General features: G+C 34.9%; 13 protein-coding genes and 1 pseudogene. 13 read left to right on the top strand and 1 reads right to left on the bottom strand.

Features of this window, described 5'->3' with window-relative positions:
* Window positions 1-13: 13 nt before the first annotated feature.
* A complete protein-coding gene (locus THEWI_RS02505; RefSeq protein ID WP_014062323.1) occupies window positions 14-1,258 on the bottom strand; it encodes an ABC transporter substrate-binding protein in 1,245 nt (414 codons plus the stop codon).
* A 206-nt stretch (window positions 1,259-1,464) separates the two neighbouring features.
* Between THEWI_RS02505 and THEWI_RS02510 the strand changes: the two genes are divergently transcribed.
* From THEWI_RS02510 to THEWI_RS02570, 13 genes and pseudogenes are all read left to right on the top strand, one after another.
* Entirely contained in the window at window positions 1,465-3,168 is a 1,704-nt protein-coding gene (locus THEWI_RS02510) for a cache domain-containing sensor histidine kinase (RefSeq protein ID WP_014062324.1), read from the top strand.
* Window positions 3,169-3,178: 10 nt separating this feature from the next.
* Window positions 3,179-4,276 carry a response regulator transcription factor gene (locus THEWI_RS02515; protein WP_014062325.1) on the top strand — a complete coding sequence of 366 codons (1,098 nt, stop codon included), beginning with the start codon at window positions 3,179-3,181 and terminating at the stop codon, window positions 4,274-4,276.
* A 78-nt stretch (window positions 4,277-4,354) separates the two neighbouring features.
* The gene (locus tag THEWI_RS02520) at window positions 4,355-4,996 is read left to right on the top strand and encodes a cyclodeaminase/cyclohydrolase family protein (RefSeq protein ID WP_014062326.1); all 642 of its coding nucleotides are present in this window, start codon (window positions 4,355-4,357) and stop codon (window positions 4,994-4,996) included.
* 561 nt (window positions 4,997-5,557) lie between these two features.
* Window positions 5,558-6,616 carry a BMP family lipoprotein gene (locus tag THEWI_RS02525; RefSeq protein WP_014062327.1) on the top strand — a complete coding sequence of 353 codons (1,059 nt, stop codon included), beginning with the start codon at window positions 5,558-5,560 and terminating at the stop codon, window positions 6,614-6,616.
* Window positions 6,617-6,671: 55 nt separating this feature from the next.
* Complete coding sequence (locus tag THEWI_RS02530) at window positions 6,672-8,201, top strand: ABC transporter ATP-binding protein (protein ID WP_014062328.1); 1,530 nt, start codon at window positions 6,672-6,674, stop codon at window positions 8,199-8,201.
* Complete coding sequence (locus THEWI_RS02535; RefSeq protein WP_014062329.1) at window positions 8,201-9,259, top strand: ABC transporter permease; 1,059 nt, start codon at window positions 8,201-8,203, stop codon at window positions 9,257-9,259. Before THEWI_RS02530 ends, THEWI_RS02535 begins: the two co-directional genes overlap by 1 nt.
* Window positions 9,256-10,179 carry an ABC transporter permease gene (locus THEWI_RS02540; RefSeq protein ID WP_014062330.1) on the top strand — a complete coding sequence of 308 codons (924 nt, stop codon included), beginning with the start codon at window positions 9,256-9,258 and terminating at the stop codon, window positions 10,177-10,179. Before THEWI_RS02535 ends, THEWI_RS02540 begins: the two co-directional genes overlap by 4 nt.
* 15 nt (window positions 10,180-10,194) lie before the next feature.
* Window positions 10,195-10,920: a GntR family transcriptional regulator gene (locus tag THEWI_RS02545; protein ID WP_014062331.1), complete on the top strand. Its 726-nt coding sequence runs from the start codon at window positions 10,195-10,197 to the stop codon at window positions 10,918-10,920.
* Between the two features lie 15 nt (window positions 10,921-10,935).
* Complete coding sequence (locus THEWI_RS02550; protein ID WP_014062332.1) at window positions 10,936-11,343, top strand: cytidine deaminase; 408 nt, start codon at window positions 10,936-10,938, stop codon at window positions 11,341-11,343.
* A gap of 32 nt (window positions 11,344-11,375) precedes the next feature.
* Window positions 11,376-12,545, top strand: a complete 1,170-nt coding sequence (locus THEWI_RS02555) for a phosphopentomutase (RefSeq protein ID WP_014062333.1) — start codon at window positions 11,376-11,378, stop codon at window positions 12,543-12,545.
* Between the two features lie 15 nt (window positions 12,546-12,560).
* Window positions 12,561-13,856 carry a pyrimidine-nucleoside phosphorylase gene (locus THEWI_RS02560; RefSeq protein ID WP_014062334.1) on the top strand — a complete coding sequence of 432 codons (1,296 nt, stop codon included), beginning with the start codon at window positions 12,561-12,563 and terminating at the stop codon, window positions 13,854-13,856.
* Window positions 13,857-13,975: 119 nt separating this feature from the next.
* Window positions 13,976-15,621, top strand: a pseudogene (locus THEWI_RS15395) (methyl-accepting chemotaxis protein).
* A 121-nt stretch (window positions 15,622-15,742) separates the two neighbouring features.
* Complete coding sequence (locus THEWI_RS02570) at window positions 15,743-16,690, top strand: DUF7916 family protein (protein ID WP_014062336.1); 948 nt, start codon at window positions 15,743-15,745, stop codon at window positions 16,688-16,690.
* Window positions 16,691-16,902: the final 212 nt, after the last annotated feature.

The following is a 16,902-nucleotide window of genomic DNA, read 5'->3' on the forward strand; positions in this document are numbered from 1 at the left end:
GAAAAAGTACTTCTTATTTTCCTCCCTTTTTAATTATGTCATTCATATCTTTCGATACATTTTGTATAGCTTGCTGTGCTGTTATTTCTCCTGTCAAGGCTTTGTGGAAATTTATTTGCATTGAGTCAGACATTTGAGGATAGAATGGAGAAACAGGTCTTGGCCTTGCTGTTATGAATACTTCATAAAAATCTGCCCAATAAGGATTTTTTGCTAATACTTCTTTGTCTTGATACAAAGATTTTATTGTTGGAAGTTGGCCAGCTTCTAAAGCGGTTATTTTCTGCCCTTCCTCACTTGTGACAAATTCTATAAATTTCCATGCTTCTTCGGGATGTTTTGAGTATTTGTTAATGCCAAGATTCCATCCACCTAAAACTGGCATACCTGCTGTTCCGTCTTTTCCTTTTGGTATCGGTGCAATTCCTACTTTTCCTTTTACCGGGGAATCATCTCCATTTACTAAAGACCATGCATAAGGCCAGTTTCTCATAAAAATTGCCTCGCCTTGCTGGAATACATTCCTTGCATCTTCTTCCTGATATGTTGTTACACCTGGAGGGGCAATTTTTACTAAGTCCATCAAGTATTGAAGGCCTGCTATTGATTGCGGGGAGTCTATTACGACTTTATTTCCATCAAGAACATTTCCACCATTACTATAAATAAGTTCCAAAGCATCGCACACTAAACCTTCGTATTGATTTCCCTGAAATACTATTCCATATTTGGTACCGGCTTTACCAACGTTTTCTTTTGCCATTTGAATTAATTCATCCCAGGTCTTTGGCGGGTTTTGGATGATATCTTTCCTATAATAAAGGACTCCAGCGTCTGTAAATCTCGGTACTGCCCATACATGACCATTATATGTTACTGCTTCAACGGGACCTGGCAAAAACTTGTCTCTCATTTCCTTCGTAAATTTATCGTCTAATGGAAGCAACCAATTAGCGGAAGCAAACTCAGGTGTCCATATAATGTCCATTGCTAAGACGTCAATGCTTGAATCGCCTGCTGACAATGCAGTGACGTATGAATTGTGCTGGTCATCTGTTGAACTTGGCAACTCTTGAAATTTTACCTTAATGTTTGGATATTTTTTTTCAAAAGCTTCAACTAGTTTTTGAGTTGCAGGTGTAGAATCTTTACCAGAGGAGTAGGTGATTGTGACTGGTTCATTTTTAGAAGTATTACTTGATGTGGAAGAGCTGGTGTTAGAGCTACAACCGGCAATCAAGCTGACTATTAGTACCATCGAGATTAGTAAAGTGAAGATTTTCTTTTTTTGTTCACACTAAATTCCCCCTTAAATAAGATTAATGTTATATAATAATTATAAAAGAAATCGGTTGCGAAATTAATGTGACGTTTTTAATATTTTGTGTACTTTTTTATAAACTTTTAATTAAAAAGAAGGTAGTTTGTATATTTTGTTGAAATATTTATATAAAGGTGGTTTATATGTTATATAAAAAAATTTTGCTTTCATACATTTTGATAATAGTCATACCACTTATAATGGTGGCGGCGATAACAGGTGATATTACATCAAGATATATAAATGAAGAGGTAAAAAAGACTACCTTACAGACCTTAAATCAAGCAAATAAAAATATATCAAAAATGCTGGAAAATATGAAAAATGCTATACTATATGTTTCAATGAATAAAGAACTTCAGTATAATTTATCACGCAATGGTGCAGAAACTCCTTTCGAAATAAACAGACAAGTTACGGCTATCAGAAACAGTATATTATATCCTGGAATATTTAATGAAAATTATTCTTCCATAGAAATTTTTGCTTTGCGTAAAAATCAATATCCAATGAGATTAGAACAAAATGATGTGATGTCTTCAAAAGTAGTCGAAAATAAAAAATGGTACAAAAAGACTATACAGCAAAATGGCAAGTTGTATTGGCATATAAAAGACGATTTTGGAAAACAGATGATTTCTGTTTCAAGGTTGGTTTTCAATGTAAAAGATTTTACTAAACCTATAGCAGTCATTTCTGTAGATATGGACATATCCAAAATTGCTTCAGTGGTGTCTGATATACACCTTGGGAAAACAGGTAAGGTATATCTAGTTGACGATAAGGGGGGACTCATATATTCAGAGGACAAAAGCTTTTTATATCGTTATACCACTAAATTATACAATAGCAGTTCTGGAAGTGATTTTATTACTATAAATGATAATAAAATAATGGTTATATACAATACTCTACCTCAAAATGGGTGGAAACTTGTTGGTATTGTGCCTATGGCTGAACTTAATGAAAAAGCTGAGATGATAAGAAATTTTATCTATCTTACTGCGCTTTTGAGTCTTGTGATTGCAGCCTTAATTTCTCTTTATTTTTCATACAGTATTTCACAGCCAATAATAAAACTTGCTACTGAAATGAAAAAAGTTGAGAAAGAGAATTTCAATATAAGTGTTGAAGAAAACTGGGGCGGAGAAATAGGAGTGTTATATTCAAGTTTTAACTACATGATAAAAAGAATAAATGAACTTATACATGAAGCATATTTGTCAAAAATAAAGGAAAAAGACGCGGAATTAAAAGCTTTGCAGGCACAGATAAATCCACATTTTTTATATAATACACTTGATTCTATTAATTGGATTGCAATACAACACAATGTGACAGAAATAAGTAAAATTGTAAAATCTTTAGCATCAATTTTGAGATATAGCATTAATAAAGGGAATGATGTAACTACTGTGGAAAATGAATTGAAGCATGTCGAAAGCTATATTACAATTCAAAAAATCAGATTTGAAGATAAGTTTGAGGTGAATTTTAATATAGATAAAAGAATTTTACATTACAAGACAATAAAGTTAATTTTGCAGCCTCTTGTTGAAAATGCAATGATTCATGGGATAGAGACTTATGAAGGGAAAGGAAAAATTTTGATTAACGGTTATTTAGAGGGCGAAAAAATTGTATTTGAAATCATAAACAATGGTAATCCTATAGATTTGGATTTAGTAAATAAACTATTGGATTCGCCGGCAGAGGACAAAGATAGTTATGGAATACAAAATGTTAATGAAAGGATTAAGTTATATTATGGAGAAAAGTATGGACTTTATTACCAAGTAATAGATGGCAATACTGTTGCGCGTATTGTAATTCCTGCTGTTTTGTGAGGTGGATTTTATGAAAATTTTAATTGTAGATGATGAACCGATTGTAAGAGAAGGGCTTAAAAATAATATAAATTGGGACGAAATGAATTTGGAAGTTGTGGGCTCAGCATCGGATGGGAGAAATGCACTTGAGATTTTTACAAAGTCTTCTATAGATATAGTGCTTACAGATATACGTATGCCTTTTATGGATGGACTCGAACTTACAAGGAAAGTAAAAGAAATAGATCCTTTGATTATTGTGATTTTGTTAAGTGCTTATGACGATTTCAAATATGCTCAGCAAGCTATAAAGTTGGGAGCTTTTGACTATATTTTAAAGCCAATAGATGTTGATGTTCTAAAACAAACTGTAAAACGAGCAATTTTTAAAAGGAAAGAATTATTAAATAAAGAAAAAGAAATATTGCCATCGCTAAATGAGGAAGATTTAAAATTTTTTAAAGCAGAATATTCTAAATATCCTTTAAAATTGGAAGAGGAATTGTCAAAAGCGATAAAACGAGGAGATAAAGATTCGGCTTTAAACATTTTTAATAATATTTGGAATGAATTTCAGGACAAAGGTTATACAGAAGACTTTATAAAAAGATGGGGGTTAGAGCTTGTCGCAATTATTACGCGGTCACTTATAGAAATTGGAGAAAATGCAGATATTTTATTTAAAGAAACGGACCCTTGGAGACAAATTTCTGATTTGTCTACTAAAGAGAAACTTCGCGAATGGATGGAAAATATAATAGAAGTAGTATGCGAGTATGTTTCTATTACTAAAAATTCCAAAAACAGAAAATTAGTTGAAATGGCTATTAAACTGATACAGGAAAACTACAGTGACTTAAATATTTCTTTAAATAGTATTGCTGAAAAATTATATATAACCCCAAACTATTTAAGTGCTTTATTTAAAGGTGAAATGGGTGTCACATTTTCAGATTATTTAACAGCTTATAGGATTGAAAAAGCTAAAGAACTTTTAAAAGATGTAAAGATCAAAATCTACGAAGTAGCTGAAGCCGTTGGCTATACAGATCAACATTATTTTAGCAAAGTTTTTAAAAACATAACAGGTTTTACTCCAAAAGAGTATAGAGAAAAGGTTTTGTAAATAGGTGTATTACAAAAATTATATATTCTTTTGGTATAATAGTTATTGAAGGAAATACTATAAAAAGGAGATGGTTTTATGTTAATTGATGATTCATTAAAGGAGTATATTGAAAAAGTGGCATCTTCATCTCCAACACCGGGAGGGGGGAGTGTATCCGCGTTATCAGCAAGCCTTGGGATTGCCCTTTCAACAATGGTTTACAATCTTACAATAGGTCGAAAATTTTATGAGGAATATACAGATGATATTAAAGAAGAGATTCAACAAGGGCTTAGTATATGTAATCGACTTCTTGCAGAATATGTAAAGCTTATTGATGAAGATACTGTAGCTTATGACGAAGTGATGAAAGCACTTAAGATACCAAAAGATACTGAAGAAAATAAAAAAATAAGAAGCGAAACACTTCAAAAAGCTTATATTAACGCTATGGATGTTCCTCTAAAACTTGCGAGATTATGTGGAGAGGCTTTTACCCCGACAATGCTTATTGCGGAATACGGGAATCCTAATGCCATATCTGATGCGGCAGTTGGAGCGATTCTACTATATGCAGCAATAGAGGGTGCTGTTTTGAATGTTAAAGTGAATATTCCCTACATTAAAGATAGAGAAATTGCTGAAAAAGCAAATAAAGAATGTGATGAGATTTTGGGAAAATACAAAAATATAAGGGATGAAATTGTAAACAAAGTTTTAAACAAAATTTCTACATAGAGTGCGATGAGCACTCTTCAGACTGTAGACAAACTTTCGGAAAGGAGATATTTTGCATAAGGAGCGACTTGTGACAAAGCGTTAACAAAACTTAGCAAGACCGAGGGTGGAGGCAGGGCCAAAGCCCAGGATGGCGGAGGCGGGCACCTGAGACAGGATGTCGCCTGACGGGGAACCCTGCCGGAACCCGAAGGTCGAGCTTAGTTTTTTCGCTTTGGAACACCGGAGCTACGATCCAAAATATCCTATTTAAAAATTTTTGACTTTGTCAACAAGCTGTAGAGTGCGATGAGCACTCTTAATTTTATGCTATATTTAAGCCAATATTGCCAAAAAAAATAAGCTTTAAATTTTGCATAAAAAATTGTTGCTGCAGAAATATAAAGAAAAGAGAAGATTTTAAAAGATATCTATAAAAGAGCTTACTAAAATAACTTATTTTAGAATTTGTAACAAGAGATTAATAAAGTTATAATAAAGTTAGATGTCAGACAAGTCTATATGTTTACTACTTGTATAAGTAGTAAACGGTAACAAAAATTTTTTATAGGAGGTTATATGATGAAGAAGTGGCGTGTTGTTTTAGCATCTGTGTTGATCTTGCTGCTGTCAGTATCAGTATTCTTATCGGGATGCTCTTCAAAGACAAAGCAAGAAAGCACACAACCTCAAACTACTACACAAGAAGCTAAAAACAAAGATTTTAAAGTAGGGTTAGTTACAGACGTTGGTGGAATCAATGACCACAGTTTTAACCAAATGGCTTATGAAGGTTTACAAAGAGCTGCTAAAGAATTAGGTGTTACAGTTAACGTAATACAGTCAAAGCAGATGACAGACTATGTTCCAAATTTAACAAATTTTGCACAACAAGGTTATAACTTAGTAATTGCGGTAGGTTTTATGATGCATGATGCTGTTGAAGAAGTGTCACAAAAATTTCCAGACACGAAATTTCTTATAATTGACTCAGAAGTGACAGACAGACCTAATGTTTCATCAGCTATGTTCAAGACAGAGCAATGCGGCTATCTTGTAGGTGCTATGGCTGGATTAATGGAAAAAGAAAAAACTGGTAAAGTAAAAGGTACAAACATCATAGGTGTTGTTGGCGGAATGCAGATACCACCAGTTGATAGCTTTATTGCAGGTTATCAACAAGGAGCAAAAGCTGTAAATCCTGACATAAAAATTCTCATCAATTATACAAATAATTTCAATGACCCAGCAGCAGGTAAACAAATGGCTTTAACAGAAATAAGTCAGGGTGCAGAAATTATTTTCCAGGTTGCTGGTGGTACTGGTGACGGAGTAATAAAAGCAGCACAAGAGAAAAACGTATATGCTATCGGTGTTGATGCAGACCAAAGCTATTTAGCTCCGGATCATGTTTTGACATCAGCAGTAAAAAGAGTTGATGTTGCAACATATGATGTTATAAAGGATACTTTAAATGGTAACTTCAAGAGTGGTATTGTATACTTTGATTTGAAAAATGATGGTGTTGGAATAGGTAAAGTGAATAAAGATGTTCCGCAATCTATCATAGATAAAGTTAATCAATTAGCGCAAGATATAAAAGACGGCAAAATAACAGTATCTGATAAAGTTTCAAAATAAACTAAAATCAAAAAAACGGGGCTCGTACTTTGAGCCCCTTTTTGGAGGTAGGAGTATGAGTGCTATATTGGAAGTAAAAAATATTACGAAAGTATTTCCTAAAGTTGTAGCAAATGACAATGTTAATCTTACAGTTGAAAAAGGAGAAATTCACGCTATACTTGGAGAAAATGGCGCTGGCAAATCTACTTTAATGAATATTATATATGGGTTGTATAAACCAGATTCAGGTAAACTTATTTTTGATGGGGAAGAACTCAATCTAACTGGTCCTCATGAAGCTATTGAAAAAGGTATAGGAATGGTACACCAGCATTTCATGCTTATTCCTGTTTTAACAGTTGCAGAAAATATTGTATTAGGAGCAGAGCCTAAAGGTATAACTTATGATAGAAAAAAAGCAAATGAACTTATAAGAGAAATTTCACAAAAATATCATCTTGAAATAGACCCTGAAGCAAAAGTAAAAGATTTATCTGTAGGTCTTCAGCAAAGAGTTGAGATTTTAAAAGCTTTCTATAGAAAAGCGAAACTTTTGATTTTAGATGAGCCGACAGCTATGCTTACCCCCCAGGAAACAGAAAAATTATTTGAAATAATGAGGGGACTTGTAAAACAAGGTATGTCTATAATATTTATAAGTCATAAGTTAGAAGAGGTATTGGAAATTTCTGATAGAGTTACTGTTATGAGGCGAGGTAAAACTGTTGGTACTTTGAACACAAAAGAAACGAATGAGCAAGAACTTGCTAATTTGATGGTAGGTAGAGAAGTAGTACTCCGAATAGAGAAAACTGAGTACAAGCCAGGGGATGTCGTTTTAAGTGTTAAGAATTTAAATGTAGTTGACCAGCAGAACGTTCCTAAGGTTAAAGATGTAAGTTTTGATATACACGAAGGAGAAATTTTCGGACTTGCAGGTATAGATGGAAATGGACAATTAGAATTAGTGGAAGCTATAATGGGATTAAGGCCTAAGAAGTCAGGCAATATTTTATTTTATGGAAAAGATGTTACAAATTTCTCTACAAAACAACTTTATAGAGAAGGAATATCCTATATTCCACAAGATAGGCAAGCAGATGGACTTGTTTTGGATTTTACAATTGCAGAAAATTTGATTTTAAGAGAATATAAAGATCCTACCTATTCTCGTCATGGTGTAATTCAATATAAAAAAGTTTATGAAAACGCCGAGAGAAAAGTTAAAGAGTTTGACGTAAGGCCTCCTGAGTACATGCTGAAGGCTCGTGGTTTATCAGGAGGAAATCAACAAAAAGTTATTTTGGCAAGAGAGGTAGGATACAATCCTAAGCTTTTAATTGCAGTTCAGCCAACTCGAGGAATGGACGTTGGTGCTATAGAATATATTCACAAGAGAATACTTGAATTAAGAGACAGAGGTGCCGCTGTATTTCTCGTTTCATTAGAATTAGAAGAGATAATGTCATTATCAGATAGAATTGGAGTCATATACAATGGCCAGCTTATGGATATTTTGGACGGCAAGACTGCAACAAGAGAGCAAATAGGAATGCTTATGGCTGGTTCACGATTTGATAAGACGACATTGGAGGCGAGATAATGAAAAATATTTTAAAAGAACTTTATATACCATTTGTAGCTGTGCTTATAGCCATCGTAATAGGTTCTATCATAATGATTATTACTGGTTTTAATCCTATTACTGCGTATGCTTCATTATTTATTGGAGCTTTTGGCTCGGTCAATAATATTGCAAACACTCTTGCAAATGCTGTGCCACTTATTTTAACAGGACTGGGCGTAGCCATTTCCTTTAAAGCTGGACTTTTTAATATAGGTGCAGAAGGTCAATATTGGATAGGAGCAATTGTAGGTGTATGGATTGGCTACAGTTTCAGTGGGCTCCCTTGGTATATTCATATACCTTTTGCACTTATAGCTGCGATGATAGCGGGAGGACTTTGGGCAGGACTCATTCCAGGACTTGCAAAAGCATATACCGGTGCGAATGAAGTTATAACTACCATGATGATGAGCTATATTGCGATATATTTTAGCCACTTTTTACTTGAGTTTGGTCCTATGATGGAGAAAGGAGGAACAATTCCTCAATCTCCTGTAATTAAGGAAAGTGCAGTGATACCATTTTTAATTAAGAATACGCAACTTTCTTATGGAATTTTTATTGCTCTTGTTGCCGCAGTTTTTGTATATTGGCTTATGTTTAAAACAACGTGGGGATTTGAAATGAGAGCAGTAGGATATAATCAAAGAGCAGCAAGATACGCAGGAATGAATGTGCCTTTGAATATGGTCTTTTCATTAGGGTTAAGCGGTGTATTTGCAGGGCTTGCTGGTGCTGTCCAAATGTTAGGAGTACAGCATAGACTCTATGACAGTTTTACTTCTGGATATGGTTATACAGCAATAGTTGTAGCGCTTCTTGCAAACAATAATCCGATAGGAGTTATATTTGCAGCAATTTTGTTTGCTGCTTTAGGTACAGGTTCTCAGTATATGCAGCTTAATGCGCAGGTACCGGGTCAAATGGCAGACGTTATTACAGGGCTTATAGTATTCTTCGTTGCAGCTCATAGGGTAGCAGAAGTTATAAAAGGTATGTTTGCTAAAAAGCAAAAGAAGGAGGCAGAAGCATGAAAGAAATATTTTTGAACCCTCAACTTTGGGCAGCTACTTTGGCGATGGCCACACCATTGGCATTGCCTGCGCTAGGGGGTACCTTTTCTGAAAGGTCTGGTGTTGTAAATATAGCAATGGAAGGTATTATGCTTATTGCAGCATTTTTTGCAGTTGTCTTTGCTCATGCTACTGGTAGTGCTTGGTTAGGACTTTTAGGTGCTATGATAATTGGGCTTATAGTAGCTTTGATTTTTGCGTGGGCGGCTGTAAGCTTAACAGCTAATCAGATAATTTTAGGTATGGCCATTAATATTTTTGCATCGGGTATTACAGCATACCTTTTAAATACGATGTATGGTTTTACAGGTACTCCTACTGATACTCCTATGCTACCTACTATAGAAATTCCGGGAATTAAAAGTATACCATTTTTAGGCCAAGTTTTAAGTGGGCACAGTGTTGTAGTATATTTGATGATAATAATTTTATTTATATCCGATTATTTTCTATTTCACACAAATTTAGGACTAAGACTTCGAGCAGTTGGTGAAAATCCTGAGGCGGCTGAAACAGCGGGTATAGATGTTATAAAATTAAGATATCTTGGAGTAGCTTTAAGTGGTATTCTTTCTGCGATGGGTGGCGCTTATCTGTCGATAGGTGCGTTAAATAGTTTCAACCCTGATATGACAAGTGGTAGAGGTTATATTGCGCTGGCAGCAATGATTTTTGGTAAATGGACACCTTTTGGGTCTTTTGGCGCTGCTCTTCTCTTTGGATTTGCAACGGCTCTTAGCATGCAGCTTCAAAATACGGCATTTTCTAAGAATATAATCATGATGTTGCCTTATATATTGACAATCCTTGCACTTGTGGGTGTGGGCGGAAAGAGCGTACCACCTGCTGCAGATGGAGTACCTTATACACCAAAGAAATAAGGGGATTTTATGTCGATGTTATTACCTGAAAAAAAACCGCTGTATGAGCTCGCCTTAAGGAAAATGGAAGAACTTATCAAGACAGGGCAGTGGAAAGAAGGGAGCAAGCTCCCTTCTGAATCACAGCTTGCCAAACAATTTGGTATTAGTCGAGCTACTTTAAGGGAAGCAATGAGAATTTTAGAAGATGAAGGACTTATAGTGAAACAGCAAGGGGTAGGAACTTTTGTAAGGAGAAAACCACTTATAAAGAGTGGCTTGGAAGAGTTATTTAGTGTTACTACTTTAATTGAAAGACAAGGAATGGTACCTGGTACAAAAGACTTTACTGTATATAAACTTCCTGCTACGGAAAATGAGGCAAATCACTTAAAATTGAAGCCAGGAGATATTATATATAAAGTAGAAAGAGTAAGAACAGCAGATGAGGTCCCAGTGGTGTATTGTATAGACAGGTTACCACAAAGCATTGTAGGCGAATCTTTTACTGGATTTGAACAATCTGTGTTTTCTTACCTTGAAAATGAACACTCTATCACAATAACCTATGCAGTTTCTAATATAAGAGTTATAAAACATGACCCGGTTGTTGAGAAAAAACTGATGATGGACAAAAATGATTCAATACTTCTTTTAGAACAAGTGCATTACGATGAAAACAATATGCCGATTCTTTATTCTTCTAACTATTTTAATGCTTCTAAATTCGACTTCTATATTATACGCAAAAGAACGTTATGAAAGTAGGTGCATAAAGTGGAATATAAAGATTACGAGAAGCTTATAGAATTAGCGAAAGAAGCAAGGGAGAAGGCCTATGTGCCTTACTCCCACTTTAAAGTAGGTGCATGTGTGCTTACTGAAGATGGAAAAACTTATCAAGGCTGCAATATTGAGAATGCTTCTTATGGTCTTACCAATTGTGCAGAAAGGACAGCGCTTTTTAGTGCTTATGCAAATGGAGATAGAAAACTAAAAGCAATTGCAGTAGTTGCAGATACTGAAGGTCCTGTTTCTCCCTGTGGTGCATGTAGACAGGTAATGCTGGAATTGGGTGGAGAAGACATGACGGTAATACTCAGCAATATGAAAGGCGATTATGCTGTTGTTACTGTTAAAGACTTATTGCCAGGTGCTTTTACCTCAAAAGATTTAGAGAAATAATACGGACATAAATTCATAGAAGAGGTGGTAAAATGCTCAAAAGAGTCATACTAATAGTTTTGGATAGCGTAGGAGTAGGAGAATTGCCAGATGCATATAAGTTTGGGGATCAAGGTTCAAACACCTTAGGTCATGTGACAGAAAAGACAGGTGTTGAACTTCCTAATATGGGGCGATTAGGGCTAGGGAATATAATTCCTCTAAAAAGTGTTCCTGAAAACCCTAACGCTATTGGTGGATATGGCAAAATGGCTGAGAAATCAGCAGGGAAAGATACTACTACAGGTCATTGGGAGATAGCGGGACTCTTTATTGAGAAACCTTTCCCTACTTATCCCCATGGTTTTCCTGATGAAATTATTAAAGAGTTTGAAAAAAGAATTGGAAGAAAAGTTTTGGGAAATAAGCCTGCCTCAGGTACAGAAATAATAAAAGAGTTGGGAGAAGAACATGTAAAAACAGGTTTCCCGATAGTTTATACTTCTGCTGATAGCGTATTTCAAGTAGCAGCCCATGAGGATGTCATACCTCTTGAAGAGCTTTATAAAATTTGTGAAATTGCCAGGGAAATACTTAAAGGCGACCATGCAATAGGAAGAGTAATTGCAAGACCTTTTACTGGTACTCCTGGAAATTTTGTGAGAACAGGAAATAGAAGAGATTTTTCTCTCAAACCTTTTGAACCTACAGTATTAGATATGTTAAAAGAGGATGGATATGAAGTTTTTGCTATAGGAAAAATTGAAGATATTTTTGCTGGGCAGGGCATTACTGGAAAAAATCATACTACAAACAATGACGATGGCATTACAGCTACTATAAAAGCAATGGATGAGGTTAAAAATGGGTTAATTTTCACAAATTTAGTTGATTTTGATATGGTGTATGGTCATAGAAATGACGTGGAAGGATATGCAAAAGCTTTGAAACATTTCGATAATAGACTGCCAGAAATTATGGAAAAACTCACAAAAGAAGATTTGTTAATTATAACTGCTGACCATGGGTGTGATCCTACTACTCCAAGTACTGACCATTCAAGAGAATATGTGCCACTATTAGTTTATAGTCCTTTAATGAAACATGGAGTTAATTTAGGAGTAAGGAGCACATATGCGGATATTGCAGCTACTATAGCTGAAATATTCAAAGTAGGTCCTATGAAACATGGCACATCCTTCTTGAGGGAATTACCTTTATGACAGGAGGTATAATTTATGCGGATGTATGACCTTATAATGAAAAAGAGAGATGGTGGAGTTCTTACAAAAGAAGAGATTGATTTTATAATTTCTTCTTATACCAAAGATTATCTTCCTGATTATCAGATGAGTGCTTTAGCAATGGCTATATATTTTAGAGGAATGACGCCAGAAGAGACTGCACATCTTACTATGGCTATGGCTTACTCTGGCGATGTGATGGATTTATCAGCCATTAAAGGAATCAAAGTGGATAAACACTCAACTGGTGGCGTAGCTGACACTACTACACTGGTGCTTGCTCCAATGGTAGCAGCTTGTGGAGCACCTGTTGCAAAAATGTCAGGAAGAGGTTTAGGACATACCGGCGGGACGATAGATAAACTTGAGTCAATCCCAGGAATGAGAGTGGAACTTACTGAGGAGGAGTTTGTTGATAACGTAAATAAATACGGCATTGCTATTATTGGGCAGACAAAAAACCTCACCCCTGCTGATAAAAAATTATATGCTTTAAGAGATGTTACTGCAACAGTAGATTCTATTCCGCTTATTGCGAGCTCTATTATGAGTAAAAAGATTGCCGCAGGTGCAGATGGGATAGTATTAGATGTGAAAGTGGGTAGAGGAGCTTTTATGAAAGATTTAGAAAGTGCCAAAGCTCTTGCTAAATTGATGGTAGATATCGGTAATTCTGTTGGCAGAAAAACTGTGGCGCATGTTACAAATATGGATTACCCACTGGGGCTTGCGATAGGAAATGCTCTTGAGATAATAGAAGCTGTTCAAGTTTTAAAAGGTCATGGCTCTAAAGATTTATTAGAAGTATGCATGCTTTTAGGTTCTGACATGCTTCAAATTGCAGGCGTTGCCAAAGACGATACGGAGGCGAGGGCGAAACTAAAAGAAGCTCTTGACAGTGGCAAAGCCCTACAAAAATTTAAAGAGTTTATAAAAGCACAAGGTGGAGATGAAAGAGTTGTTGATGATTTAACACTTTTGCCACAGGCCAAATATGTAAGACCTTGGATTGCCGATAGGGATGTATATATAAAAGACTTAATGGCCTTAGATTTAGGTCTTATAGCGATGAAGTTAGGAGCAGGAAGGGAGAAAAAAGAAGACAAAATAGATTTAGCAGTTGGTATAATGTTGGGTGGAAAAGTTGGAGATATAATTAGGAAAGGAGAGCCTATTGTTACGATATATGCCAATGATGAAAATAAATTAGAATGGGCCTTTGGTGAAATCAAAAAATACATTCTGATTTCAGATGAGCCTGTAGAAAGGCCTACATTGATATTTGAGTAGTATTTTGAGCGATTCTTACTAAGAAGAATCGCTTTTTTGTGTTAAAGTTTCATTAATTGAAGCCGATAAATATATACTGAGGTTTTCTCAAATCTAATTTAGAAGGGGAGAAGTATTAAATGGGAAAGACTATTCGCGCTCAGCTCATACGTTCATTTGTAATAGTAGGAGTCCTTATTACAATTTTATCTTTCACAGTTAATTTAGGCCTTATTAATACCATCAAAAATATTGAAAATCTAAGAAAATATGTAGTTAATCAGGTAATCAATGTATCAAGTGCTCAAGTTCAAATTGCGGTGTTAAGCGGCAATTTGCAGCAAACTTTGAATGATTATATGCTTGGCAATACAACGAATTTTTCTATAGGGGCATCTGTCAGTTCCATGGAGACATATATTTACAATATAGAAAATACAGTAAAAGATTATAAAAATAAGGAAAAATACAAAGAACTGCAAAATGACATTTCGCTCATGAAAGAAGATATTTCTAATTTAAAAAAGGTAATTAAAGATTTACCTGAAAAATATGATCCGGTGGAAGACAGTGATAAAGTGACGAGCATTACCTATTACTTAAATCATCTTCAAAGTGCTTTAAGCGACTTTAGTTCTACATACTCCCAGGGCTTTTTACCGTATTTCAATCAAATGATAGAAGATAATAAAAAATTTTTTATATATCACTTGGTATAAGTAGTGCAATCATAGTGATAATCTTAATTTATGCATCAATAATCGTGAGGAAGTTAAAGAAATTTGCAAAACTTATCAATTCCGAAATTGACAATGCAGTAAAACAATCAGAGGAAGTCATGAATTATGCGGTAAACATAAGAGATAAATCAGAAGAAAATACTTTGAACATAACTTCTTCAAAACAAGGTTTAGAAGATTTAGTGAACGGAATTAACATAATTTCAGAAAATATAAATGAAGTTGCTGAGTCTATTACTAAAGTTTCAGAGACTAATGAAAATTTGTCACAAGTTTCCGATAAACTTATGAGAGACATGAATGAAGCAATGATGAAAATCAAAGAAATAGAAGAAAATGCAAACAGGCAAGGAGGAGAAGTTAAATCATTAATTGAATCTTTACAAGAAAGCTTGGAAACTTCTAAAAATACTTCGAAACAATTAAATGAATTGGAGAAAAGAATGGGTGGTATAAAAGATATTCTTTATTCAATATCAGATATAGCTGAGCAGACGAATCTTTTGGCACTTAATGCGGCAATTGAAGCAGCAAGAGCTGGAGAAAACGGAAGAGGATTTGCAGTTGTGGCAGAAGAAATAAGGAAACTTGCAGCGCAATCGACAGATAGTGTAGAAAGAATAGGAGAGATAATAGAATCTCTTACCAAATTTACAAGAGATACTGTTGATAATGTTATCAAAAACATTGATACTTCTACAAAAGCTTCCAGCGAGGTGAATAAAGTATTAGATATATTTGAACAGACAAAAGAAGGGTTTGACAAAGTTTCTGATGTTATTAGTGAGATTTCTGTTGCGGCAGAAGAGACAGCTGTAAGTTCTAGTCAAACGCTTAAAGCCATGAAAAACGTAATGGCAGCATCACAAAATATATCTGCACAAGTAGAAGAAATATTGGCTTCTTCCCAGCAACTTTTGGCAGAGATAAATGTAGTAGATGAAAATAATTTAAAAAATCTTGAACACATAAAAGAACAGGTTGAATATACTGAAGAGCAAAAGTCTAATATGCAAAAAATTACGAATATAGTAAAACAACTATAATCTTGACACAGATACCTATATGGTTTATAATTTAATCAAACAGCGTGCGACCAAGGAGGGCATGAGCTGGTAAGGTAACTATTACCTTGCCAGCTTTTAATTTTTCGAAAGGAGGATTTTTATGAAAAGGATATTTGAACTTACAATGAAAGACATTGAGAGAATGGACAAAAATACGCTTATTGAAACGATAAAGACTTCTGAAGGAAGGACGGTAATGGCAGAGACTATTGTTACAGTTCCACCGCTTATCTATGGGGTATCAAACATGGAGCTTGCAGCGGCTTTTGGCAGTGATATGATTACGTTGAATTTTTTTGACTTTCAAAAACCATTTATTTTCGGTATAGACGACATAGAAATAAACTTTTCGGCTGGACCTTCCGAAGTACAAAAAATAGTTGAAATAGCTTCCAAAAACGCAGAGGATTTTGACTATATTAAGAGACTCAAAAAGATAGTTGGAAGGTTTATAGGTGTAAATATAGAACCAGTTCCTGAAGGAGTAAAGTATGTAGAGGGACGAAAATTAAACAGAGAAAATCTTTTAAAAGCTAAAGAATACGGATTTGATTATATCGTTATAACCGGGAATCCCAATACAGGGGTAAGTGCCAGCACAATAATAAAAGGAATAGAATTAGCAAAAGAGATTTTGGGTGAAAATATGATGATTATTGCGGGGAAAATGCACGGTGCTGGCTCAGGAAACATATTTGAAGACAAAATTTTAAAAGATTTTGTAAAAGCAGGTGCCGATTGTGTTTTGATACCAGCGCCTGGTACTGTTCCAGGAATTGATTTAAATCTTGCAAAAAGGCAGATAGATAGAGTACATGAGGAAAGTGCTTTAGCAATGACTACAATTGGTACCTCACAGGAAGGTTCACAAAAAAGCACAATAGAATTTATCGGAGTTCAATCAAAAATGGCAGGGGCAGACATACAGCATATAGGAGATGCAGGATATGCAGGAATAGCACTTCCTGAAAATATAATGGCCTTGTCTATTGCCATAAGAGGGGTAAGGCATACTTATAGGAGAATGGCATATTCTTTGAATAAGTGATTTATGGTTACAAAAAGGCCTATACTGAATTTGACATAGGCAATGCGATTTAAAAATATATTGCAAAATTGCAAGATGGTTATTGACAAAGCGAAATACAAGGTATATAATATGGACGTAAACGAATACTAATATGCGGCGTGTTACTGCTAAAGCAGGCATGAGCCGGTGGAGGTGTTATTACCTTGCCGGCTCTTTTTATATTAAATGCC

It is taken from the genome of Thermoanaerobacter wiegelii Rt8.B1 (assembly GCF_000147695.2).
Classification (GTDB): Bacteria; Bacillota; Thermoanaerobacteria; order Thermoanaerobacterales; family Thermoanaerobacteraceae; genus Thermoanaerobacter; species Thermoanaerobacter ethanolicus.